The following is a 20,128-nucleotide window of genomic DNA, read 5'->3' on the forward strand; positions in this document are numbered from 1 at the left end:
ACCGTGGAAAATCTCATCGCTCCGCTCGTCGGAGCGCCCCTGCTCGGCGCGGCCGTCCTGCTCTGCGGCGGCCGGCGGCTCGACAGGATCGGGCACTGGATCGGCACGCTCCTCGCGGCCGTCTCCTTCGCCATCGGCCTGGCCCTCTTCGCCGACATGCTCGGCAAGGGCGCCGAGGACCGGGCCCTGCACCAGCGGCTCTTCTCCTGGATCCCCGTCGAGGGCTTCCAGGCGGACGTCGCCTTCCAGCTCGACCAGCTGTCGATGACCTTCGTCCTGCTGATCAGCGGGGTCGGCACGCTCATCCACGTGTACTCCATCGGATACATGGAGCACGACGAGCGCCGCCGCCGCTTCTTCGGCTACCTCAACCTGTTCGTCGCGGCGATGCTGCTGCTCGTCCTCGCCGACAACTACCTGCTCCTGTACTTCGGCTGGGAGGGCGTCGGCCTCGCCTCGTACCTCCTGATCGGCTTCTGGCAGCACAAGCCCAGCGCGGCCACCGCCGCCAAGAAGGCCTTCCTGGTGAACCGGGTCGGCGACATGGGCCTCTCCATCGCCATCATGATCATGTTCACCACCTTCGGCACCTTCGCCTTCACCCCGGTACTCGGGGCGACGGAGGAGACCGGCCAGGGCACGCTCACCGCGATCGGCCTGATGCTGCTCCTCGCCGCCTGCGGCAAGTCGGCCCAGGTGCCGCTGCAGTCCTGGCTCGGGGACGCGATGGAGGGCCCGACCCCGGTCTCGGCCCTCATCCACGCGGCCACGATGGTGACCGCCGGTGTCTATCTGATCGTCCGCTCCGCGAACATCTTCAACGCGGCCCCGGACGCGCAGACGGTGGTCGTCGTGGTCGGCGCGGTCACGCTCCTCTTCGGTGCGATCGTCGGTTGCGCGAAGGACGACATCAAGAAGGCGCTCGCCGGTTCGACGATGTCGCAGATCGGCTACATGATCCTGGCGGCCGGCCTCGGCCCCATCGGCTACGTCTTCGCGATCATGCACCTGGTGACCCACGGCTTCTTCAAGGCCGGGCTGTTCCTCGGCGCCGGTTCCGTCATGCACGGCATGAACGACGAGGTCGACATGCGGAAGTACGGCGGCCTGCGAAAGTACATGCCGGTCACCTTCGTCACTTTCGGCCTCGGCTACCTCGCGATCATCGGCTTCCCCGGCCTGTCCGGCTTCTTCTCCAAGGACAAGATCATCGAGGCGGCCTTCGCCAAGGGCGGCACCGAAGGCTGGATCCTCGGCGCGGTCACCCTGCTCGGCGCGGCCATCACCGCGTATTACATGACCCGCGTGATGCTGATGACCTTCTTCGGCGAGAAGCGCTGGCAGCCCGACGCGGCGGGCAACCCGCCGCGCCCGCACGAGTCGCCCAAGTCCATGGTCATCCCCATGGTCCTGCTCGCCGTCGGCTCCGTCGCCGGAGGCGCGATCTTCGAGTTCGCCGGATTCGTCGAATGGCTGGAGCCGGTCACCGGCTACGCACACGGGCACCCGCCGATCAGCGCCGCCGCCGTCACCTCCGCCACCGTCGCCGTCATGGTGATCGGTGTCGGCCTCGCGTACGTCCAGTACGGGCGCAAGCCCGTCCCGGTCGTCGCCCCGCGCGGCTCGCTGCTCACCCGGGCCGCCCGCCGCGACCTCCTCCAGGACGACCTCAACCACGCCGTCTTCGTCCGCGGCGGCACCCACCTGACCCGCTCGCTCGTCTACGTCGACCACACCCTGGTCGACGGCGTGGTCAACGGCACCGCGGCCTCCGTCGGCGGACTCTCCGGCCGGCTGCGCAAGCTCCAGAACGGCTACGCCCGCTCGTACGCGGTCTCCATGTTCGGAGGTACGGCGGTGCTGATCGCCGCGACCCTGCTGATGAGGGCGGTGTAACCACCATGTCATTCCCGCTCCTTACGGTGACGGCAGCGGTTCCGGCGGTCGGTGCGATCCTCACCGCCGCCGTCCCCGCCGCCCGCCGCACCGCCGCCAAGTGGCTGGCGCTGCTCGTCTCCCTCGCCACCCTTGTGCTCGCCGCCGTCGTCTTCGTACGGTTCGAGCCCGGCGGCGAGCGGTACCAGCTGACCGAGTCCCACGCCTGGATCAAGGACTTCGGCGTCCGCTACGAGCTCGGCGTCGACGGCATCGGGGTGGCGCTGATCGCGCTCACCGCCCTGCTCATCCCCTTCGTGATCCTCGCCGGCTGGCACGACGCCGACCAGGAGGCCTCCTCCAAGCGGTGGCGGCCGACGCAGGGCTTCTTCGCCCTGATCCTCATGGTCGAGGCGATGGTGATCCTCTCCTTCGAGGCCACCGACGTCTTCCTCTTCTACATCCTGTTCGAAGCCATGCTCATCCCGATGTACTTCCTCATCGGCGGCTTCGGCGACCGCGCCCACGCGGGCTCCGACGAGAACGCGGCGGCCCAGCGCTCGTACGCGGCCGTCAAGTTCCTCCTCTACAACCTCGCCGGCGGCCTCATCATGCTGGCCGCCGTCATCGGGCTCTACGTGGTCGCGGGGAACTTCTCGCTCACCGAGATCGCCGCGGCCCGCGCCGATGGCAGCCTGGAGATGGCGACCTCCACGGAACGCTGGCTGTTCCTCGGCTTCTTCTTCGCCTTCGCGGTGAAGGCGCCGCTCTGGCCGCTGCACACCTGGCTGCCGAACGCGATGGGGGAGGCGACCGCCCCGGTCGCCGTCCTCATCACCGCCGTCGTCGACAAGGTCGGCACCTTCGCGATGCTCCGCTTCTGCCTCGGGCTCTTCCCCGAGGCCTCGAAGTGGGCCACCCCCGCGATCATCGTGCTCGCCCTCATCAGCATCGTGTACGGGGCGCTGCTCGCGGTCGGCCAGCGGGACATCAAGCGCCTGGTGGCGTACGCGTCGATCTCGCACTTCGGCTTCATCATCCTGGGCATCTTCGCGATGACCAGCCAGGGCCAGTCGGGCGCCACGCTCTACATGGTCAACCACGGCATCTCGACGGCCGCCCTGATGCTCGTCGCCGGCTTCCTGATCTCCCGGCGCGGCTCGCGGCTCATCGCCGACTACGGCGGGGTGCAGAAGGTCGCCCCGGTGCTGGCCGGCACCTTCCTGATCGGCGGCCTCGCGACCCTGTCGCTGCCCGGACTCGCCCCGTTCGTCAGCGAGTTCCTCGTCCTGGTCGGCACCTACGCCCGCTACCCGGTGGCCGGGATCATCGCGACCACCGGCATCGTCCTCGCCGCGCTCTACACCCTCGTCCTGTACCAGCGGACGATGACCGGGCCGGTGAAGGAGGAGGTGCGGTCGCTGCCCGACCTGCGGGCGCGTGAACTGGCGGTGGTCGTCCCGCTGATCGCCGTCCTGATCTTCCTCGGGGTCTTCCCGAAGCCGCTCACGGACGTCGTCAACCCGGCGGTGCGGCACACCATGTCCGACGTACAGCAGAAGGACCCGCAGCCCTCTGCGCCCCAGAACGTGGAGGCGGCCAAGTGAGCACTTCCGTCGTCGCATCTTCCGTCCACAGCCTGTGGACGACGGCGGCCGATCCGCTGAACAGGATCGAGACGCCCCACATCGAGTACACCCAGCTCTCGCCCGTACTCATCGTGATCGGCGCCGCGATCCTCAGCGTCCTCGTCGAGGCCTTCGTGCCCCGCAAGGCCCGCTACCACAGCCAGGTGTTCCTCAGCGTCGTCGCGCTCGTCGCCGCCTTCGCCGCGATCGTCGCCCTCGCGGCCGGCGGCTACGGCTCCACCAAGGCCCAGATCGCGGCCATGGGCGCCATCGCCGTCGACGGGCCCGCCCTCTTCCTCCAGGGCACCATTCTCCTCGCCTCGATCGTCGCGATCTTCACCTTCGCCGAGCGCAGGCTCGACCCGGCCGACCACGGCCACAAGGTCGACTCCTTCGCCGCCGAGGCCGCCGCCGTCCCCGGCAGCGACCAGGAGAAGGCCGCCGTCAAGGCCGGGTTCACCACCACCGAGGTCTTCCCCCTCGCGCTCTTCGCCATCGCCGGCATGCTGGTCTTCCCGGCGGCCAACGACCTCCTGACGCTCTTCGTCGCCCTGGAGGTCTTCTCCCTCCCGCTGTACCTGCTCTGCGCCGTCGCCCGCCGCAAGCGGCTGATGTCGCAGGAGGCGGCCGTCAAGTACTTCCTGCTCGGCGCCTTCTCCTCGGCCTTCCTGCTCTTCGGGATCGCCCTGCTCTACGGCTACGCGGGCTCCGTCTCGTACGCCACCATCGCCGACGTCGTCGACGGCGCCGTCGGCTCCGTGAACCCGGCGCTCGCCGGCACCATGGGCAACGACGCGCTGCTGCTCATCGGCTTCGCCATGGTCCTGACGGGGCTCCTCTTCAAGGTCGGCGCCGTGCCGTTCCACATGTGGACCCCCGACGTCTACCAGGGCGCCCCGACCCCGGTCACCGGCTTCATGGCCGCCGCGACCAAGGTCGCCGCGTTCGGCGCGCTGCTCCGCCTGCTGTACGTGGTGCTGCCGGGCCTCACCTGGGACTGGCGGCCGGTCATGTGGGGCGTCGCCATCGTCACCATGCTGGGCGGCGCGATCGTCGCCATCACCCAGACCGACATCAAGCGGCTCCTCGCGTACTCGTCGATCGCGCACGCGGGCTTCCTGCTCGCCGGTGTCATCGCGGCCACGCCGAGCGGGATCTCGTCGGTCCTGTTCTACCTCGGCGCGTACTCCTTCGTGACGATCGGCGCCTTCGCCGTCGTCACGCTCGTCAGGGACGCCGGCGGCGAGGCCACCCACCTCTCCAAGTGGGCCGGGCTCGGGCGCCGTTCGCCGCTCGTCGCGGCGGTCTTCGCGGTCTTCCTGCTCGCCTTCGCCGGCATCCCGCTGACCTCCGGGTTCTCGGGCAAGTTCGCGGTCTTCAAGGCGGCGGCGGAGGGCGGCGCGGGCGCGCTCGTCGTGGTCGGCGTGCTCTCCTCGGCGATCGCCGCGTTCTTCTACATCCGGGTGATCGTGCTGATGTTCTTCAGTGAGCCGAAGGCGGACGGCCCGACGGTCGCCGTGCCCTCGGCCCTGACGACCCTCACCATCACGGCGGGGGTGGTCGTCACGCTGGTGCTCGGCCTCGCGCCGCAGTACTTCCTGGACCTCGCGAACCAGGCGAGCGTCTTCGTGCGGTAGCCGCGGCGCGACGAAGGGCCCGGTCTCCGCGTGCGGGGGCCGGGCCCTTCGTCGTACGCCTACGCCTTCGGGTGGTCCTCAGGGCAGGGGGTGCAGTGCACCCGCGGGTTGTACGGGGTGAAGACACCCTTCGGGTTCTTCTTGAAGATCCACGCGTGCAGCGAGTAGTGGGGTCCGACGGGCTCGAAGTCGAACGGCCCGTCGAAGCCCCGGTCGAAGAGCCGCGGCCTGGGAATGTTCTCGTTCGGGTCGGGGACGACCCACTCGACCGCGACCAGCTCGCGCTTGCCGGTCTTGTGGTCCTCCTCGTACAGCACGGCGGCAGGCCTCGTCGGGTCGGTCGAGCCGAGGTTCGCCGGGTTGACGTAGTGGTAGCCCATGCCACCGAGCTCCGGGTCCTCCACGCAGTCGTCGGTGCGCTGGAAGCCGTCGGCGATGGCCCTCTGCTCGGACCTGTACTTCACCGTGGCGTCGTACGTCTTCTGGAGGTCCGGGTGCGGGAAGTCGGTGACCGGCTTCGGTGCGGGGGCCGCGGAGACGGCCGGGGCGGTCCCCAGGGCCAGCGAGCCGGCGGCGGCCAGGGCGAGCGCGGCCATCAGGGGACGGGGTCGTGCGGACATGTGGGTGTGCTCCTCGGAAGGGCGGGGCGCGCCGGTACGGGGCGCCTGACGTGAGCGGGCTCCCCCCGGCTCCCGCCTCCAGCAGCATCGACCGGCCGCCCCGCCGCCGCACCCGGGACTGGCCCAGCGGAGTGGACACGCGGTGTGACCAGGGCCTTCTTCCTGCTCCCGCCGCCACGCCGTGCCGAATGACCCCGAGCGACCTCCCGCGGTCCTGACACGGCGCGCCGGGCGTGGCATCGTGGACGGGCCGAATGGTCTGTACCAGCAGTCGGAGGGGCGGGGCGTATGCGCGGGACCACGGTCCTACCCGGCAGGGCCGGTGCCGTTCCCCGGCAGGGGGAACCGCCGGTGCACCGCCTCGAGGTACGGCTGCCGGACCAAGTGCCCTTCGCCGCAGGCGGGTTCGACGCCATGGGGCCGATGTCACGGGCCGACTCGCCGCACCGCCACACCTTCTACGAGATCGTGCACGTCGTCGAGGGGAGCGGGACGCATGTGCTCGACCTGGAGCGGTACGAGCTGCGGCCGCCGCAGTGGGGCGTGATCCTGCCGGGGCAGGTCCACCACTGGGAGGACGTACGAGGCCTCGAAGGGTCGCTCGTGCTGTTCACTCCCGAGTTCCTCGTCGGCGGGGCGCAGGACGAGGAACTGCTCCGCAGGCTGGGGGAGCGGCCCTGGGTGGACCTCGACGCCGCCACGCACGAGCGGACGGGCCGGCTGATGGCGGAGCTCACCGAGGAGTACCGGCACGGGGCCGACGGCTTCGCCGGGGTGCTGCGGTCCCTGCTCCATGTGCTGCTCGTGCGGGCCGCCCGGCTGCCCGGAGGCGCCGGGCGCCCGGCGCCCGTCCGGGGGCTCGCCGAGGAGTTCCTGCGGCTCGCCGGCCGGTCCGCGGCCGACGGCCTTTCCGTACGGCGGTGTGCCGGCCTCCTCGGCGTCACCCCCGGCCACCTCGCGGAGGCCGTCAGGGCCGCCACCGGACGCACCCCCGCCGCGCTGCTTCGCGAGGCCAGGACGCGCGAGGCCCAACGGCTGCTCGTCAGCACCGACTTGTCCGTCCGGCAGGTGGCGTCCCGGGTCGGCTTCGGCGACCCCGCGTACTTCTGCCGCTTCTTCCGGCGCGAGACGGGACGGAGCCCCGGGGACTTCCGAAAACACCACGACCGCCGTGATCCGTCCCTCGAAGGCGACGGCGCACCCGCCTAGGTTCGTTGCCGACCCCAGCGCCCCCCCACGAGGAGCAGGCATGGACAACGAGACCAGCACCGGGCACGTCACCAGGAAGGCCGTGCTGCGGGCCGCGCTCGCCGCCGGCATGGCGGCGCCCGCGGTGCTCATGGGCGTACCGGCACTCGCCCGTACCCTCACCGCCGGCGAGGCGGCGCCCGCGCTCACCCCCGCGTGCGACGACGGCGACGACCCCACCCCGGCGCAGACCGAAGGTCCCTACTTCAAGCCCCACTCGCCACTGCGGACCAGCCTCCTCGAGGCCGGCACCGTCGGCGTACGGCTCACCGTCAGCGGCTACGTCTTCGGGCTCGCCTGCCGGCCGGTCGCGGGCGTCCTGCTCGACTTCTGGCAGGCGGACACCAACGGCGCGTACGACAACACCGGATTCCGCTTCCGCGGCCACCAGTTCACCGACTCCCGGGGCGCCTTCGCGCTCACCACGATCGTGCCCGGCCTCTACCCGGGCCGCACCCGGCACCTCCACGTCAAGGTGCAGGCCCCCGGCCGCCCGGTGCTCACGACCCAGCTGTACTTCCCCGGCGAACCCCGCAACACCACCGACACCCTCTTCGACCCGCGGCTCCTCATGACCGTGCGGGACGCGGGCGGTGCGAGGGAGGCGGCCTTCGACTTCGTCCTGAACGTGCCGCAGGACCCCGGCCCGAGCCCGACCACCACCCCGCCGCCCGGCGGCAGCTGGGCCGCCGGGACCGCCTACCGGGCGGGGGACAGGGTCACGTACGGCGGCCCGGGCTATGTGTGCCTCCAGGCGCACACGGCCCAGGCCGGCTGGGAACCGCCGAACGTCCCCGCGCTCTGGCGGCTCGCCTAGACCGCGGGGGCGATCCGGCCCCGGACCTCGCCCAGTGCCACGCGGGTGCCGTCCGGGCCCGGGGCCCAGGCCGTGAGGACGACCTCGTCGCCGTCCTCCAGGAACGTCCGCTTGCCACCGGCCAGTTCGAGGGCGTCGCGGCCGTTCCAGGTCAGCTCCAGGAGCGAACCGCGCTGGTTCACCTCGGGCCCGGAGACCGTCCCGGAGCCGTACAGGTCACCCGTGCGCAGCGAGGCGCCGTTCACCGTCATGTGGGCGAGCTGCTGCGCCGCCGTCCAGTACATGGAGGAGAACGGCGGCTCCGCCACGACCTCGCCGTTGATCTCCACCGTGATCCGCAGGTCGAAGCCGCCCGGCTCCTCCTCCGCGGCGTCGTCCAGGTACGGAAGGAGCGGGAGGTCCCGGGCCGGCGGGGCGGTCCTCGCCGCGTCCAGTGCCTCGAGGGGCGTCACCCACGCCGACACCGAGGTCTGGAACGACTTGCCGAGGAACGGGCCGAGCGGCACGTACTCCCAGGCCTGCACGTCCCGCGCCGACCAGTCGTTGAGCAGCGTCAGACCGAAGACGTGCTCCCGGAAGTCGGCCAGCGGGACCGACCGGCCGAGCTCCGACGGCGTGCCGACGAGGAAGCCGACCTCCGCCTCGATGTCCAGCTTGATCGAGGGCCCGAAGACCGGGGCGGCGTCCGTGGGCGCCTTCCGCTGTCCGGAGGGGCGTACGACATCGGTCCCGGAGACCACGACCGTGCCCGCCCGGCCGTGGTAACCGATCGGCAGGTGCTTCCAGTTGGGGGTGAGCGCGTCGCCGTCGGGGCGGAAGATGCGGCCCACGTTCGTCGCGTGGTGCTCGCTCGCGTAGAAGTCGACGTAGTCCGCGACCTCGTACGGCAGGTGCAGCGTCACCTCGTCGAGCGGGTGCAGCAGCGGCTCGACGTCCGCCCGGTGCGCGGGGACCGTCACCCAGGCCGTGAGCGCCCGGCGGACATCGCGCCAGGCGGTCCGCCCGGCGGCGAGCAGCGGGTTCAGGCTCGGCTGGGCGAGGAGCGCCGCGTACGGCGAGCCGAGCGCGTGCGCCGCGGCACCCGCGTCGAGCACGTGCCCGCCGATCCGGACGCCGAGCCGGCGGCGGCCGGGCTCGCCGGCGGTCGAGAAGACGCCGTACGGGAGGTTGTGCGGGCCGAAGGGATCGCCCTCGGCCAGGTCGAGCGGGCTGTGCTCGGACATCGGTACGTGCCTCGCTTTCCAGGTGTGTGGGGGACACGTTACGGGGCGGGCCGCCGGGCGCTGATGACATGGATCACACAGAAAGTGCGGCCTCCGTGGGCAACTGTCCGGCTTCGCGCGGTTTGTGTCCCGGGTGGCTCGGTGCCCCGCTTCGAGGTGCGAAAGCGGGGCTCCCGCAGGGGCGTTGCCAGGCCATACGATCACGGTGGTATCGCGCCGCGTGAAGTCGCCGCAGGCGCGCGCCCGCACTTCTCCTCAGTTCTCCCTGACCAGGAAAAAGGTCCGCACTGTGAAGATTCGTCGCATTCTCGCGACCGCCGTGGCCGCCGCTGTGACCACCCCGGTCGTGTTCCTCTCCGCCTCGCCCGCGTTTGCGGACACCAAGCCGTCGTCCGCGACGACGCAGAAGCCCGCGCTGGAGGAGGAGGACCCCGAGGAGGACATGCCCTCGATCGAGGAGCTGAAGGCCGCCGTCGCGCTGGCGCAGAAGGCGTACGACGAGGCCGTCCTCGAACTCGACGGAGCGAAGAAGGCGCGTGAGGAGCTGAACAAGCCCGGCCACGCCCTCCAGAAGGCCGTCGCCGACGCGAAGGCCGCCTCCGAGACCGCCGCTGCCGAGAAGACCGCCGCCGACGCGGCGCTCGCCGCGGCCGTGCAGGCGGAGAAGGACCTCCTCCCCGAGGCCACCGAAGAGGAGAAGGCGGCCGCTGCCGCCAAGGTCGTCGAGGCGAAGGAGGCCGCAGGGCTCGCCGCGACCGCCGCGGAGGCCGCCGTCACCGCGGTCACCGAGGCCGAGGGCGACCTGAGCGAGGCCATCGCCGCCGCCGACCGCGTCGTCACCCTCGCCGAGAAGGTGAAGAAGGCCGCCTCCGAGGACCTCGACGAGGCCAAGGAGGAGCTGGCGTTCTTCGAGGAGATCGGCGGGGAGTGCGAGGAAGACCCCTCCCTCGACATCACGCTGAGCGGTCCGAAGACGGTCACCGCCGGTCAGCCCGCCTTCTTCTCGCTGCGGGTCACCAACACCTCAGACGGCACCCTGGACGCCGTCCACGCCTTCGCCAACGCCCTGCGGGCCCCCGAGCCCGGTGAGGTCATCGACGAGGAGACGGACTTCACCGGCCGGCTCATCCCCGTCGAGTGGTCCTCCGCGGACAACCTCGAGTGGACGACGTTCACCGAGGAGTTCGAGTCCATCGAGATCGGCGAGCTCGCCAAGGGCGCCAGCTACGACGTGAAGCTGCGCCTCACGGTCGACGCCGACGCCCCCGCCGGCAAGGGCTCGGCCTTCACCTACGCCGAGTACGAGAACAACGACGGCTCCTGCGGCATGGGCGACTTCGAGGACGCCGACTTCGACATCCTCGCGGCCAAGGGCGACAAGCCGAAGCCGACGCCCACGCCGACGCCGACCCCGTCGGCGACGACCGCGACGCCGACCCCGGCGCCGACCGTCACCACCGGCGGCAACAACAACGTCACCCAGCAGGGCGGCTCGTCCGGCACCCTCGCCGCCACCGGTGCGAACGACACCCTCCCGCTCGGCCTCGCCGCCGGTGCGGCCGTCGCCCTCGGCGCCGGCGCGCTGGTCCTCGCCCGCCGCAAGGCCGGCGCGAAGGCCTAAGCGGAAGGGAAGGCGCCCGTACCGGTTCCGGTACGGGCGCCTTCCGCGTACTCAGCCCGCCGTGCGCGGGATCCGTTCCTCCCACGTGCGGTGGAAGACGACCTCCCCGGCCTCCTTGCACACCACCTCGTCCGTGGTGAGGAAGGAGTGCGCGTCGCAGGTGACCTCCGAGCGGGTGTCGACCGTGACGTCCCAGGCGTCCTCCGGCCGGTGCAGCCGGATCGTCCATTCCGAGCGGGTCCGGGCGGACAGGGGGCCGCTCTCGTCGATCGTGTACGTCTCCCTCGCGTTCTCGGTGAACTCCAGGCCGTCCGGGTAGACCCGCGTGCCGCCGTACCTCGGGTCGACCTCCAGGGTCCACTCGCCCTTCGCCACGTCCCTGACCACAAGACGCTCCGGGCGGGGTTCCTCCAGGGTGGCCGGGACGACCACGCCGAGCGGCTCGGACTGTTCCGGTTCCTCCCAGGTGACGGTGGACCCGGTGGGGCGGCGCACCGGCAGGGTGAGGGAGGAGCCCGCCGGGTCGAGCGTGAAGCCCGCCGCGTCCGGCTGGGGCCAGATCCACGGCCAGTACGTGGAGGAGACGGCGAGGCGCACCCGGTGGCCCGGCCGGAAGCCGTGCCCGATGCCGTTCAGTTCGAAGGCGAGGCTCTCCGTCTCGCCGATCTGGGCCTCCACGGCCCGGTCGAGGCCATAGCGGGCGGAGAAGTTCAGCGCGCCCCGGGTGACGAGGGTGGAGGAGCCGTCCGGTGCGATGTCGCAGAGCCGGGCGATGACCTGTCCGGTGGGGGCGGCGGCGCGCAGGGCGAGGTGCACGGACGGCCGCCCGAGGATCTCGACCGCCGGGCCGTCCTCGGGGACGGGGAAGTCGAAGCAGGCCGAGTGGGCGTCCTCGGCGCGCTGGTCCGGGGGCAGGTCGGCGTCGTTGCCGCAGGGGAGGAAGCGGCCCGCGTCGAGCCCGGTCTGCTGGGGCGAGTCGACGACGACCGGGGCGCCCTGGAAGGCGTACGTGACGGGGGTGACGTGCGGGGACGGCCAGGCGGGGTCGGTGACCCAGCGGCCCGGCAGCTCCTCGTACACGGTGGCCGGGGGGTGCGACTCGCTGATCCAGGAGCGCAGCAGCGGCACGGCCATGACGTCGTTCTCGACGCCCTTGAGGTGGTGGTCCCACCAGCGGAGGGTCTCCTGGAGGAAGCCGATGGCGGGCCCCGGCGGCAGGCCGCGGTCGGGGTACTGGTGGGACCAGGGGCCGATGATGCCGCGCACCCGGTCCTGGGGGAGGTGCTCGGCGAGGCGGAGGACGGTGTCGCGGTACGGGTCGTGCCAGCCGCCGACGGCGAGGACGGCGGCCCGGATCGCGCCGTACTCCTCGCGGACGCTGCCGTGCTTCCAGTAGGCGTCGCGGGTCTGGTGGGCGAGCCAGGTGTGGACGAGGGGGGTGACGGCCGCCAGGCGTTTCAGCCACATCGTGCGCCACTCCTCGCCCGCGTACCGGGGGTCGGGCGGGCGGCAGACGGAGGCGAGCAGGGTGGCGGCCCGGGCGGGCGTGCCGACGCCGAGGACGGAGCCGCCCATGGAGTGGACGTCGTTGTCGTAGCGGTCGTCGGTGGAGCAGACGGTGACGATCGCCTTGAGGGGTTCGGGGGTGAGGGCGGCGATCCGGAGCGCGTCGAAGCCGCCCCAGGAGATGCCGAACATGCCGACCCCGCCGGTGCACCAGGGCTGCTCGGCGAGCCAGTTCACGACGGCCACGCCGTCGGCGAGCTCGACCGGGTCGTGCGCGTCGCCCGGCAGGCCCTCGCTGTTGCCGTGGCCGCGGACGTCGACCCGTACGGAGGCGTAGCCGTGGCCCGCGTACCAGGGGTGGCGCTGCCGGTCGCGGGGCGCGGTCCCGTCGGTGAGGCGGTGGGGCAGGTACTCCAGGAGGGCCGGTACGGGCTCGTCGGTGAGCGGCCGCCACACGCGCGCGTACAGCCTGGTCCCGTCCGGCAGGGGGATGCGGATGTCCTCGTGGCGGGTCTCGTACGGGAAGTCGGTACGGATTCTCATCACGGCTCCCTGGTGGACGGGGTGCGCGGCGCCGAAGATCGCCGTTCGGGACAAAACGCCTACTCCTGGTCGTATGAGCTGATCACGAACATACCGGGGGTGACGGGAAGGCGCCCACGGTGATCGAAAGGTGACCGGATACGCTGGCTTGAGTGAATCCAGCGACACATCGACAATCCGTGTGATCTTCAACAGTCCATGTGAACCATCCGTGTGATCGTCAGCAGGCGTCAGCAGACAGGAGACCCCCTCGTGACCGTCGTCGGGCCGTTCGGTCTTAGCGTGCGGGACCAGGCTCTTGAGGCCGATGTGCAGACCGGGTTGGCGGCTGTGGAGGCGGGCCTCCTCGACGCCACCAAGAGCGACGTCCCCTTCATCACGGAGGCGGCGCAGCACCTCGTCCTCGCCGGTGGGAAGCGTTTCCGCCCCCTGCTCGTGATGCTCGCCGCCCAGTTCGGCGACCCCTACGCGCCGGGCGTCGTGCCCTCCGCCGTCGTCGTCGAGCTCACCCATCTGGCCACGCTGTACCACGACGACGTCATGGACGAGGCCGACGTCCGGCGCGGAGTCCCCAGCGCCAACACCCGCTGGGGCAACTCGATCGCCGTCCTCACGGGTGACTTCCTCTTCGCCCGCGCCTCGCACACGCTCGCGGACCTCGGCCCCGAGGCCGTACGGATCCAGTCCGAGGCGTTCGAACGGCTCGTGACCGGCCAGATCCTGGAGACCGCGGGTCCCAGCGACGGCCGCGACCCCGTCGCCCACTACCTCGACGTCCTCGGCGGCAAGACCGGCTCGCTCGTCGCCGTCTCCTGCCGCTTCGGCGCCATGATGTCCGGCGCCGACGAGAGCGTCGTCGACACCCTCACCCAGTACGGTGAGCGGCTCGGCGTCGCCTTCCAGCTCGCCGACGACGTCCTCGACATCGCCTCCGACTCCCACGAGTCCGGCAAGACCCCCGGCACCGACCTCCGCGAGGGCATCCCGACCCTGCCCGTCCTCCACCTGCGGGCCGCCGCGGCCGCCCACGGGCGCCCGGAGGACCTGGAGCTCGTCGCCCTCGTCGACGGCGACCTCAGCGACGACGAGCGGCACGCCGAGGCGCTGCGCCGGCTGCGCGCCCACCCGGCCCTGGAGCAGGCCCGCCGGGACACCGTGCGGTACGCGGAGGAGGCGCGCGCGATGCTGGCGCCGCTGCCCGACGGGTACGCGAAGGCGGCCCTGGCGGAGATGTGCGACGCGGTGGTCCACCGCGCGGGCTGACCCCGCACGGTCCCCCGCTCGGGTGACCCTGTCTCAGGGTCGGGTCATCCCGAAGCAGTACGTGAGGTTGATCCCCGGGGCTGACGCATCGACGCCGCCGCTTTGGTGAGATGGGTACATCGACCACGGAGGTAGCGGAGACCATGGCAGAGACCCGTAAGGCGAGCCGGTTCATCGTCCCGGTCGCGGTGGCAGGAGTGGCCGCGGCGACCATCGGACTCGTCCCGGCGCTGGCGGCGTCCGGCGACCCCGACCTGCCGGAGATCACGGCCCAGCAGCTCATCGAGAAGATCGCCGCCTCGGACACCCAGACCCTGTCCGGCACGTTCAAGATCTCCACCGACCTGGGGCTTCCGTCCTTCGGCGGCCTGGTGTCGGGACTCGGGGGCGCCGGCGGCGGTGGCGGCTCCTCGGCCGACCCGTCGGAGAAGCTCACCGAGCTCGTCTCGGGCACGCACACGCTGCGCGTGGCGGCGGACGGCCCCGAGCGCCAGAAGCTGACCCTGCTCGACGGCTCCGACGAGTACAGCCTGATCCACAACGGCGACGACGTCTGGGCGTACGACAGCAAGTCGAACGAGGTGTTCCACGAGAAGGCCCCGCAGGGCGCCGAGGCCCCGGCGGACAAGGAGGTGCCGACCACGCCCAAGGAGCTCGCGGACGAGGTCCTGAAGGCGGCGGGCGACACCACGTCGATCACCGTCGGCGGCACGGCCAAGGTGGCCGGCCGGGACGCGTACCAGCTGGTGATCAAGCCGAAGCAGACCGGTTCGACGGTCGAGTCGGTGAAGATCGCCGTGGACGCGGCGACCGGCACGCCGCTGAAGTTCACCCTCGCCTCGGTGGAGGGCGGCAAGCCCGTCGTCGACGCCGGCTTCACGAAGGTCGACTTCGCCAAGCCCGCGGCCTCCGCGTTCACCTTCAAGGCCCCGGAGGGCGCGAAGGTGACGGAGGGCGCCGCCGAGAAGGGCGCGGGGGAGGAGAAGTTCCCCGAGGAGTTCGAGAAGGGCCTCGGTGACCTGGAGAAGAGCTTCGGCGACTTCGGCCAGGGCCTGAACGTCATCGGCGAGGGCTGGACGACGATCGCGAAGCTCGACACCGGAGCCCCGGCGCCGAAGACCGACGAGGCGCCGAAGGAGATCCAGGGCTTCCTGGACTCCCTCGGCGACAAGGTCACCGGGAAGTTCGGCTCGGGCACCGTCTTCAAGACGAAGCTGGTGAACGCGCTGCTCACCGACGACGGCAGGGTCTACGTCGGCGCGGTCACGAAGGACGCGCTCGTGGACGCGGCGAACGCCGGCAAGTAGCCGGCGGGGCACGACGGGTTGGGACCCCGGGCGGGTCGGGGGCGATGGTCACCGATCCGCCCGGGAGCTTTTCGCGTGTGGCTACGGGAACGTCAGCCTGAAGCTGTTGATGTAGCCGGTGTCGACCGAGGCCTTGTCCTGGGCGCGGAGCTTCCAGGCGCCGTTGGCGACCTCCGAGGAGGCGTTCACGGTGAAGGTCTGGACGATGTTGTCGGCGCTGCCGCCGGAGCGGTTGCTCAGGCTGTAGACGGAGCCGTCGGGGGCGACGAGGTCGACGACCAGGTCACCGCGGTAGCTGTGGACGATGTTCACATCGACCTTGAGGGTGGCCGGCGCGTTGCCCGCGATGCCGGTGACGTCGACCGTGGAGGTCACCGCCACGCCGTTGTCCGGGATGGACACGTCGGCGGTGTTCTCGAAGACCGTGCCGGTGGGCGGCGGGGTCGAGGAGCCGGACAGCGTCCAGATCGCGTGGGCGATGGCGTCGCTGTTGCGGTCGAGGGCGGTGTCGTTGATGTTCGCCGTCGTGTCGCACGACGAGTGGTAGCAGCGGTCGAAGGCCGTGGCCGTACCGCCCCACTTCGACACCTGGGCGCTGGTCTTGACGCGGCTCGCGCCCGTGAAGAGACCGCCGACGGGTATGCCCACGTTCTTGAACGAGGCGTGGTCCGAGCGGCCGTCGCCCTCGGTCTCGATCTCGGTGGGGACGCCGAGACCCGCGAAGTAGTTCTTGAACGTCGTCTCGATCGTCGGGTCGTCGTCGTAGACGAAGTACCCCGGGTTGGGCGAGCCGATCATGTCGAAGTTCAGGTACCCGGAGAGCTTGGAGCGCTCGGTCGTCGGCAGCTGGCTCACGTAGTACTTCGAGCCGACCAGGCCGAGCTCCTCCGCGCCCCACCAGCCGAAGCGCAGGTGCTTGGAGGGCTGGTAGCCGGAGCGGGCCACGGCGAGGGCGGTCTCCAGGACCGCGGCCGAGCCGGAGCCGTTGTCGTTGATGCCGGCGCCGGAGGAGACCGAGTCGAGGTGGGCGCCGGCCATCAGGACCTGGTTGGGGTCGCCGCCCGGCCAGTCGGCTATCAGGTTGTAGCCGGTGGCGCTGTTGGACGTGAACGTCTGGACGGTGGTGGTGAAACCGGCGGCGTCCAGCTTGGCCTTCACGAAGTCGATGGACGCCTTGTAGCCGGGACGGCCGTGGGCGCGGTTGCCGCCGTTGGCGGTGGCGATCGACTGCAGGTCCGTCAAGTGCTGCTTGACGTTGGCGAGCGGGATGTCGGGCGCGGCGGCAGCGGCGGCCGGACCGGCCGAGGCGCTGGTGCCGGCGAGTCCGCCGAGGGCGAGCGCCGCGAGTGCGGCGACCGCGGTGACGCGTCTGGGCACGGAGATGTTCATGTGGGGGCTCCGGATTCCGAACGGGGATGGGACGGAACGTGCGAGACGCCTCGGGCCGGGGAGCCACGAGGCGCTGGAGCTGTACGGGTGCGTGCGCGGTGTTCAGTTGTTCTGGCGCTCGGTTGTTCTGAGGCTCGGTCGTTCTGTTGAGCAGTTGTTCTGTTGCGCAGTTGTTCTGTTGGGCGTGCTGAATGTTCAGGGGAAATTTGATTCCACGTCAAGAGCGGAAACCGGTCAGGCACGTTCGCCCAGCGGACAGTTGGCCGATGACGGGTCTCCGTGCGGGTGGCACCCGGTGCGGCCGGGGGAGGTGCCCCCGCCGGTCGACGAAGATCATCCCGGGTGCAGAATGACCCGTATGCCTACCTCGAACACACCGATAACGGCAACGCTCGACGACGCCCCGATGGTCGGCCGCACCCTGGCGCGGGCCTTCGGCGACGACCCGATGATGCGCTGGTTCTTCCCCGAGGACGCCACGCGCGAGGCCGGTCTCGGCCGCTACTTCACCACCCTCTTCACCCGGCAGTACGGGCTCCACGGCTTCTGCGAGCGCACCGCCGCGGCCGCCTCCTTCTGGGTGACGCCGGAGGGACAGGAGAAGGCCGTCCCCGACGCCGGGACCGTCCAGGAGCTCACGGAGATCCTCGGCGACCGGGCCGGGCTCTTCCGCGAGGCCGTCGAGGCGGCGGCCGCGCACACGCCGCCCGAGCCGCACTGGTACCTCGCGGTCATCGGCGCCGACCCGGCCGCCCGGGGCCAGGGCCACGGCTCCGCGCTGCTGCGCTCCGGGCTCGCCCGGGCCGACGCGGCGGGCCTCCCCGTCTACCTGGAGTCCTCCAAGCCGGACAACCTCCCCGTCTACGAGCACTTCGGCTTCGTCGTCCTGGGCGAGGCGTCCCTGCCGGGCGGCGGCCCGACCCTGTGGGCCATGCGCAGGGCGCCCCAGGACCCGTCGTAGCGGAGGCCGGTGGTGGACCCGGACCCGAGGCGCGCGCCTCGGGCCCGGGAAGTGGATCGCCGCGTCGGAACCCCGAGGAGCGATGGGGTCGAACTGCCCCTGCCTATGGGACAGTTCATGGTGTCGTGTCACCGGCGGCAGGGGGAGGGGCGGAATATGGCGGACGAGGGGGACGAGAAGGACGACTGGCTGACGGAGCGCCAGGTGAGCGCCGTGTGGCGGGGCGTCGCTCCTCGCTCGGTGTATGTGAACGCGACCGCTCATGGGGTGCGGGTCCGTTCGGAGAGCTGGATGACCACGATGGGGTACGCCGGCAAGATGTGGTATCACGCCGACGACGTGCGCCGAGTGGCCGCGCAGATAGCAGCCGGCCCACCCCTCAAGGCACCGTCCTCGGCACCGTGCTGTCTGGTATTGATCGTTCTGGCGGCGGGGCTGGTCTTCTTCCTTGCGATGGTTTCACGAAGCGGGCAGTAGAGGTCACGTCCGAGTCGCGCCGCCCGCCCCGTCGCCCGTCGAGCTTCCGCTACACCGTCGCCGCCTCCTTCGCGTCGTACGCCTCCCGTGCCGCCGCGATCTCGTTCTGGTGCTGCTCGGTCCAGGTGACCAGGGAGCGGATCGTGGTGTGCAACGTGCCGCCCAGGGGCGTCAGTTCGTACTCCACGCGCGGCGGGACCACCGGGTGGACCGTGCGCTTCACCAGGCCGTCGCGCTCCAGCTGGCGCAGGGTCACGGTCAGCATGCGCTGGCTGACGCCGTCGATCTCGTGCTTGAGCTCCGTGAAGCGCAGGACCCGGCGGTCGAGGAGGGCGATGACGAGGAGCGACCACTTGTCGGCGACGCGGTCGAGGATCTGGCGGACCTCGCAGTCCTCCCGGGTGTCCCACTGGAAGGGGTCGGGGTCGCCCCCGGTTCCATAGGTTCCCGCGCAGTGACTCGGTTCCTTCAAAGTGCCTTCTTCCATGGCACCCGATGGTCCCGCAGGATGCAGGTGGTTACAAGAGGGAACCGACCCTCGGATCGGTAACCGGCCATCCCAACCCGCCCTGCCCAGGAGGCAGTTGTGTCCCTCCGCGCCTGGAGTCTGCTCCTCGTCCTCTCCGGGACGATCTTCCTCGAAGGCATCGACGTCGCCATGCTCGCCGTCGCCGTCCCCTCCGTCCGCGCCGACCTCGGCCTCACCACCGGCACCGCCGCCTGGGTCATGTCCGCCTACGTCCTCGGCTACGCCGGCTTCACCCTCCTCGGCGGCCGCGCCGCCGACCTGCTCGGACGCCGCCGGATGCTCCTCGGCTGGCTCACCGTCTTCCTGGTCTTCTCCGGCCTCGGCGGCCTCGCCGACGAGGGCTGGACCCTGATCCTGGCCCGCTTCGTGACCGGCGTCGCCGCCGCCTTCATGACCCCGGCCGCCCTGTCGATCATCACCACGTCCTACGAGGAGGGGCCCCAGCGCAACAAGGCACTCCTGGTCTTCGCCGGCACCGCGGCCGCCGGTTTCTCACTCGGACTCGTCATCGGCGGGCTGCTCACCCAGCTCGGCTGGCGCTGGGTCTTCTTCGCACCCGTCCTGCTCGCCGCCGCCATCCTGGCCGCCGCGATCGCGCTGATCCCGAAGGAGCCGCGCCCGGCCCGCGTCAGGGGCGGCTTCGACCTCGGCGGATCGCTCACCGCCGCCGGCGCGATGCTGCTCCTCGCGTACGGCGTGGTCCGCCTGGAGCACGGGTTCGCCGGCTGGCGGCTCACCGTCGCCGCGCTCGCCGCCGGACTCCTCCTCACCGGTGCCTTCGTCGCCGTCGAGCGCCGGGCCGCCACCCCGCTCGTCCGCCTCGGCATCCTCCGTAAGGCCTCGCTCGTCCGCGCCGACCTGGGCGCCCTGCTCTTCGTCGGCTCCTTCTTCGGCTGCCAGTTCGTGGCCACGCTCTACCTCCAGGAACTGCGCGGCTGGTCCTCCCTCCAGACGGCGCTCGCCCTCCTGGTGATGGGCGTCGACGCGGTCCTCGCGCCCACCCTGACCCCGCGGCTCGTGGCCAGGTTCGGCAACGCCAGGGTGATCCTCGGCGGCTTCGTCCTCGCGGTCGTCTCGTACGCGCTGTTCCTGCCGCTCGGCCCGGACTGGTCGTACGCGGCCATGTTCCCGACCCTGTTCCTGAGCGGGCTCGCGTTCGCCCTGGCGTACGGGCCGCTGACCATCGCCGGTACGGACGGCGTCGCGGAGGAGGAGCAGGGGCTCGCGGGCGGACTGCTCACGACGGCGACCCAGTTCGGCTCGGCGGTCGGCATCGCTGCGGTGACCGCGGTCCACGGCCTCGCGGGCGGTGGCCTAGACGGCTTCCGCGCGGCGCTCGTCGTCCCGCTGGTCATGGTCGCCCTGGGAGCCGTGATCACGGCGACGGGGGTACGCGGGAAGGCCCCGCGAGTCGTCGGGGGGACGGGCCAGGAGGCCCCTGGGGTCCGGGAGTCTGCGACGAAGGTCACGGTCTGAACGCCCCC

General features: G+C 71.4%; 16 protein-coding genes. 11 read left to right on the forward strand and 5 right to left on the reverse strand.

The genetic code is table 11. The features are described from left to right. Window positions 1-3: 3 nt before the first annotated feature. From nuoL to nuoN, 3 genes are read left to right on the forward strand one after another with little or no spacing between them, the layout of a single operon-like run. Window positions 4-1,896 (forward strand): NADH-quinone oxidoreductase subunit L, encoded by a 1,893-nt coding sequence (nuoL, locus tag ACZ4VK_RS15300; RefSeq protein ID WP_468352399.1) that lies wholly within the window; start codon window positions 4-6, stop codon window positions 1,894-1,896. 5 nt (window positions 1,897-1,901) lie between these two features. Beyond that, window positions 1,902-3,482, forward strand: a complete 1,581-nt coding sequence (locus ACZ4VK_RS15305; protein ID WP_468352400.1) for an NADH-quinone oxidoreductase subunit M — start codon at window positions 1,902-1,904, stop codon at window positions 3,480-3,482. Continuing rightward, entirely contained in the window at window positions 3,479-5,140 is a 1,662-nt protein-coding gene (nuoN, locus tag ACZ4VK_RS15310; protein WP_468352402.1) for an NADH-quinone oxidoreductase subunit NuoN, read from the forward strand. Before ACZ4VK_RS15305 ends, nuoN begins: the two co-directional genes overlap by 4 nt. Window positions 5,141-5,199: 59 nt before the next feature. Here the strand turns inward: nuoN and ACZ4VK_RS15315 are convergent, their stop codons facing one another. After that, window positions 5,200-5,760 carry a hypothetical protein gene (locus ACZ4VK_RS15315; RefSeq protein WP_468352403.1) on the reverse strand — a complete coding sequence of 187 codons (561 nt, stop codon included), beginning with the start codon at window positions 5,758-5,760 and terminating at the stop codon, window positions 5,200-5,202. A gap of 288 nt (window positions 5,761-6,048) precedes the next feature. Here ACZ4VK_RS15315 and ACZ4VK_RS15320 point away from each other — a divergent pair, with 288 nt between their 5' ends. Both ACZ4VK_RS15320 and ACZ4VK_RS15325 read left to right on the forward strand, forming a co-directional pair. Next, window positions 6,049-6,969 (forward strand): helix-turn-helix transcriptional regulator, encoded by a 921-nt coding sequence (locus ACZ4VK_RS15320; protein ID WP_468352405.1) that lies wholly within the window; start codon window positions 6,049-6,051, stop codon window positions 6,967-6,969. A gap of 40 nt (window positions 6,970-7,009) precedes the next feature. Further along, a complete protein-coding gene (locus ACZ4VK_RS15325; protein ID WP_468352407.1) occupies window positions 7,010-7,825 on the forward strand; it encodes a dioxygenase family protein in 816 nt (271 codons plus the stop codon). Here the strand turns inward: ACZ4VK_RS15325 and fahA are convergent. After that, entirely contained in the window at window positions 7,822-9,048 is a 1,227-nt protein-coding gene (gene fahA / locus ACZ4VK_RS15330; protein ID WP_468352409.1) for a fumarylacetoacetase, read from the reverse strand. The two genes, ACZ4VK_RS15325 and fahA, sit on opposite strands and share 4 nt — an antisense overlap. A 289-nt stretch (window positions 9,049-9,337) precedes the next feature. Here fahA and ACZ4VK_RS15335 point away from each other — a divergent pair, with 289 nt between their 5' ends. Continuing rightward, window positions 9,338-10,669, forward strand: coding sequence for a peptidase (locus tag ACZ4VK_RS15335; protein ID WP_468352410.1), 1,332 nt, complete (start codon window positions 9,338-9,340; stop codon window positions 10,667-10,669). A gap of 51 nt (window positions 10,670-10,720) precedes the next feature. Here ACZ4VK_RS15335 and ACZ4VK_RS15340 read toward each other — a convergent pair whose 3' ends face one another. Further along, a complete protein-coding gene (locus tag ACZ4VK_RS15340) occupies window positions 10,721-12,718 on the reverse strand; it encodes a CocE/NonD family hydrolase (RefSeq protein ID WP_468352412.1) in 1,998 nt (665 codons plus the stop codon). Between the two features lie 252 nt (window positions 12,719-12,970). Between ACZ4VK_RS15340 and ACZ4VK_RS15345 the strand changes: the two genes are divergently transcribed. Together ACZ4VK_RS15345 and ACZ4VK_RS15350 are read left to right on the forward strand one after the other, a co-directional pair. Beyond that, the gene (locus tag ACZ4VK_RS15345; RefSeq protein ID WP_468352414.1) at window positions 12,971-13,981 is read left to right on the forward strand and encodes a polyprenyl synthetase family protein; all 1,011 of its coding nucleotides are present in this window, start codon (window positions 12,971-12,973) and stop codon (window positions 13,979-13,981) included. Window positions 13,982-14,124: 143 nt separating this feature from the next. Beyond that, window positions 14,125-15,288 carry a LolA family protein gene (locus ACZ4VK_RS15350; protein WP_468352416.1) on the forward strand — a complete coding sequence of 388 codons (1,164 nt, stop codon included), beginning with the start codon at window positions 14,125-14,127 and terminating at the stop codon, window positions 15,286-15,288. Window positions 15,289-15,369: 81 nt separating this feature from the next. Here the strand turns inward: ACZ4VK_RS15350 and ACZ4VK_RS15355 are convergent, their stop codons facing one another. Continuing rightward, window positions 15,370-16,677: a M28 family metallopeptidase gene (locus ACZ4VK_RS15355; protein ID WP_468352419.1), complete on the reverse strand. Its 1,308-nt coding sequence runs from the start codon at window positions 16,675-16,677 to the stop codon at window positions 15,370-15,372. A 349-nt stretch (window positions 16,678-17,026) separates the two neighbouring features. Here ACZ4VK_RS15355 and ACZ4VK_RS15360 point away from each other — a divergent pair, with 349 nt between their 5' ends. Next, window positions 17,027-17,638 carry a GNAT family N-acetyltransferase gene (locus ACZ4VK_RS15360; protein ID WP_468352420.1) on the forward strand — a complete coding sequence of 204 codons (612 nt, stop codon included), beginning with the start codon at window positions 17,027-17,029 and terminating at the stop codon, window positions 17,636-17,638. A 156-nt stretch (window positions 17,639-17,794) separates the two neighbouring features. After that, the gene (locus ACZ4VK_RS15365; RefSeq protein ID WP_468352422.1) at window positions 17,795-18,115 is read left to right on the forward strand and encodes a hypothetical protein; all 321 of its coding nucleotides are present in this window, start codon (window positions 17,795-17,797) and stop codon (window positions 18,113-18,115) included. Window positions 18,116-18,164: 49 nt separating this feature from the next. Here ACZ4VK_RS15365 and ACZ4VK_RS15370 read toward each other — a convergent pair whose 3' ends face one another. Then, a complete protein-coding gene (locus ACZ4VK_RS15370) occupies window positions 18,165-18,602 on the reverse strand; it encodes a winged helix-turn-helix transcriptional regulator (protein WP_468352424.1) in 438 nt (145 codons plus the stop codon). A 99-nt stretch (window positions 18,603-18,701) separates the two neighbouring features. On the opposite strand from ACZ4VK_RS15370, the gene ACZ4VK_RS15375 reads away from it, so the two are divergent. Next, window positions 18,702-20,120, forward strand: coding sequence for an MFS transporter (locus ACZ4VK_RS15375; protein ID WP_468352426.1), 1,419 nt, complete (start codon window positions 18,702-18,704; stop codon window positions 20,118-20,120). Window positions 20,121-20,128: the final 8 nt, after the last annotated feature.

The organism is Streptomyces sp. NPDC028711, assembly GCF_055565415.1.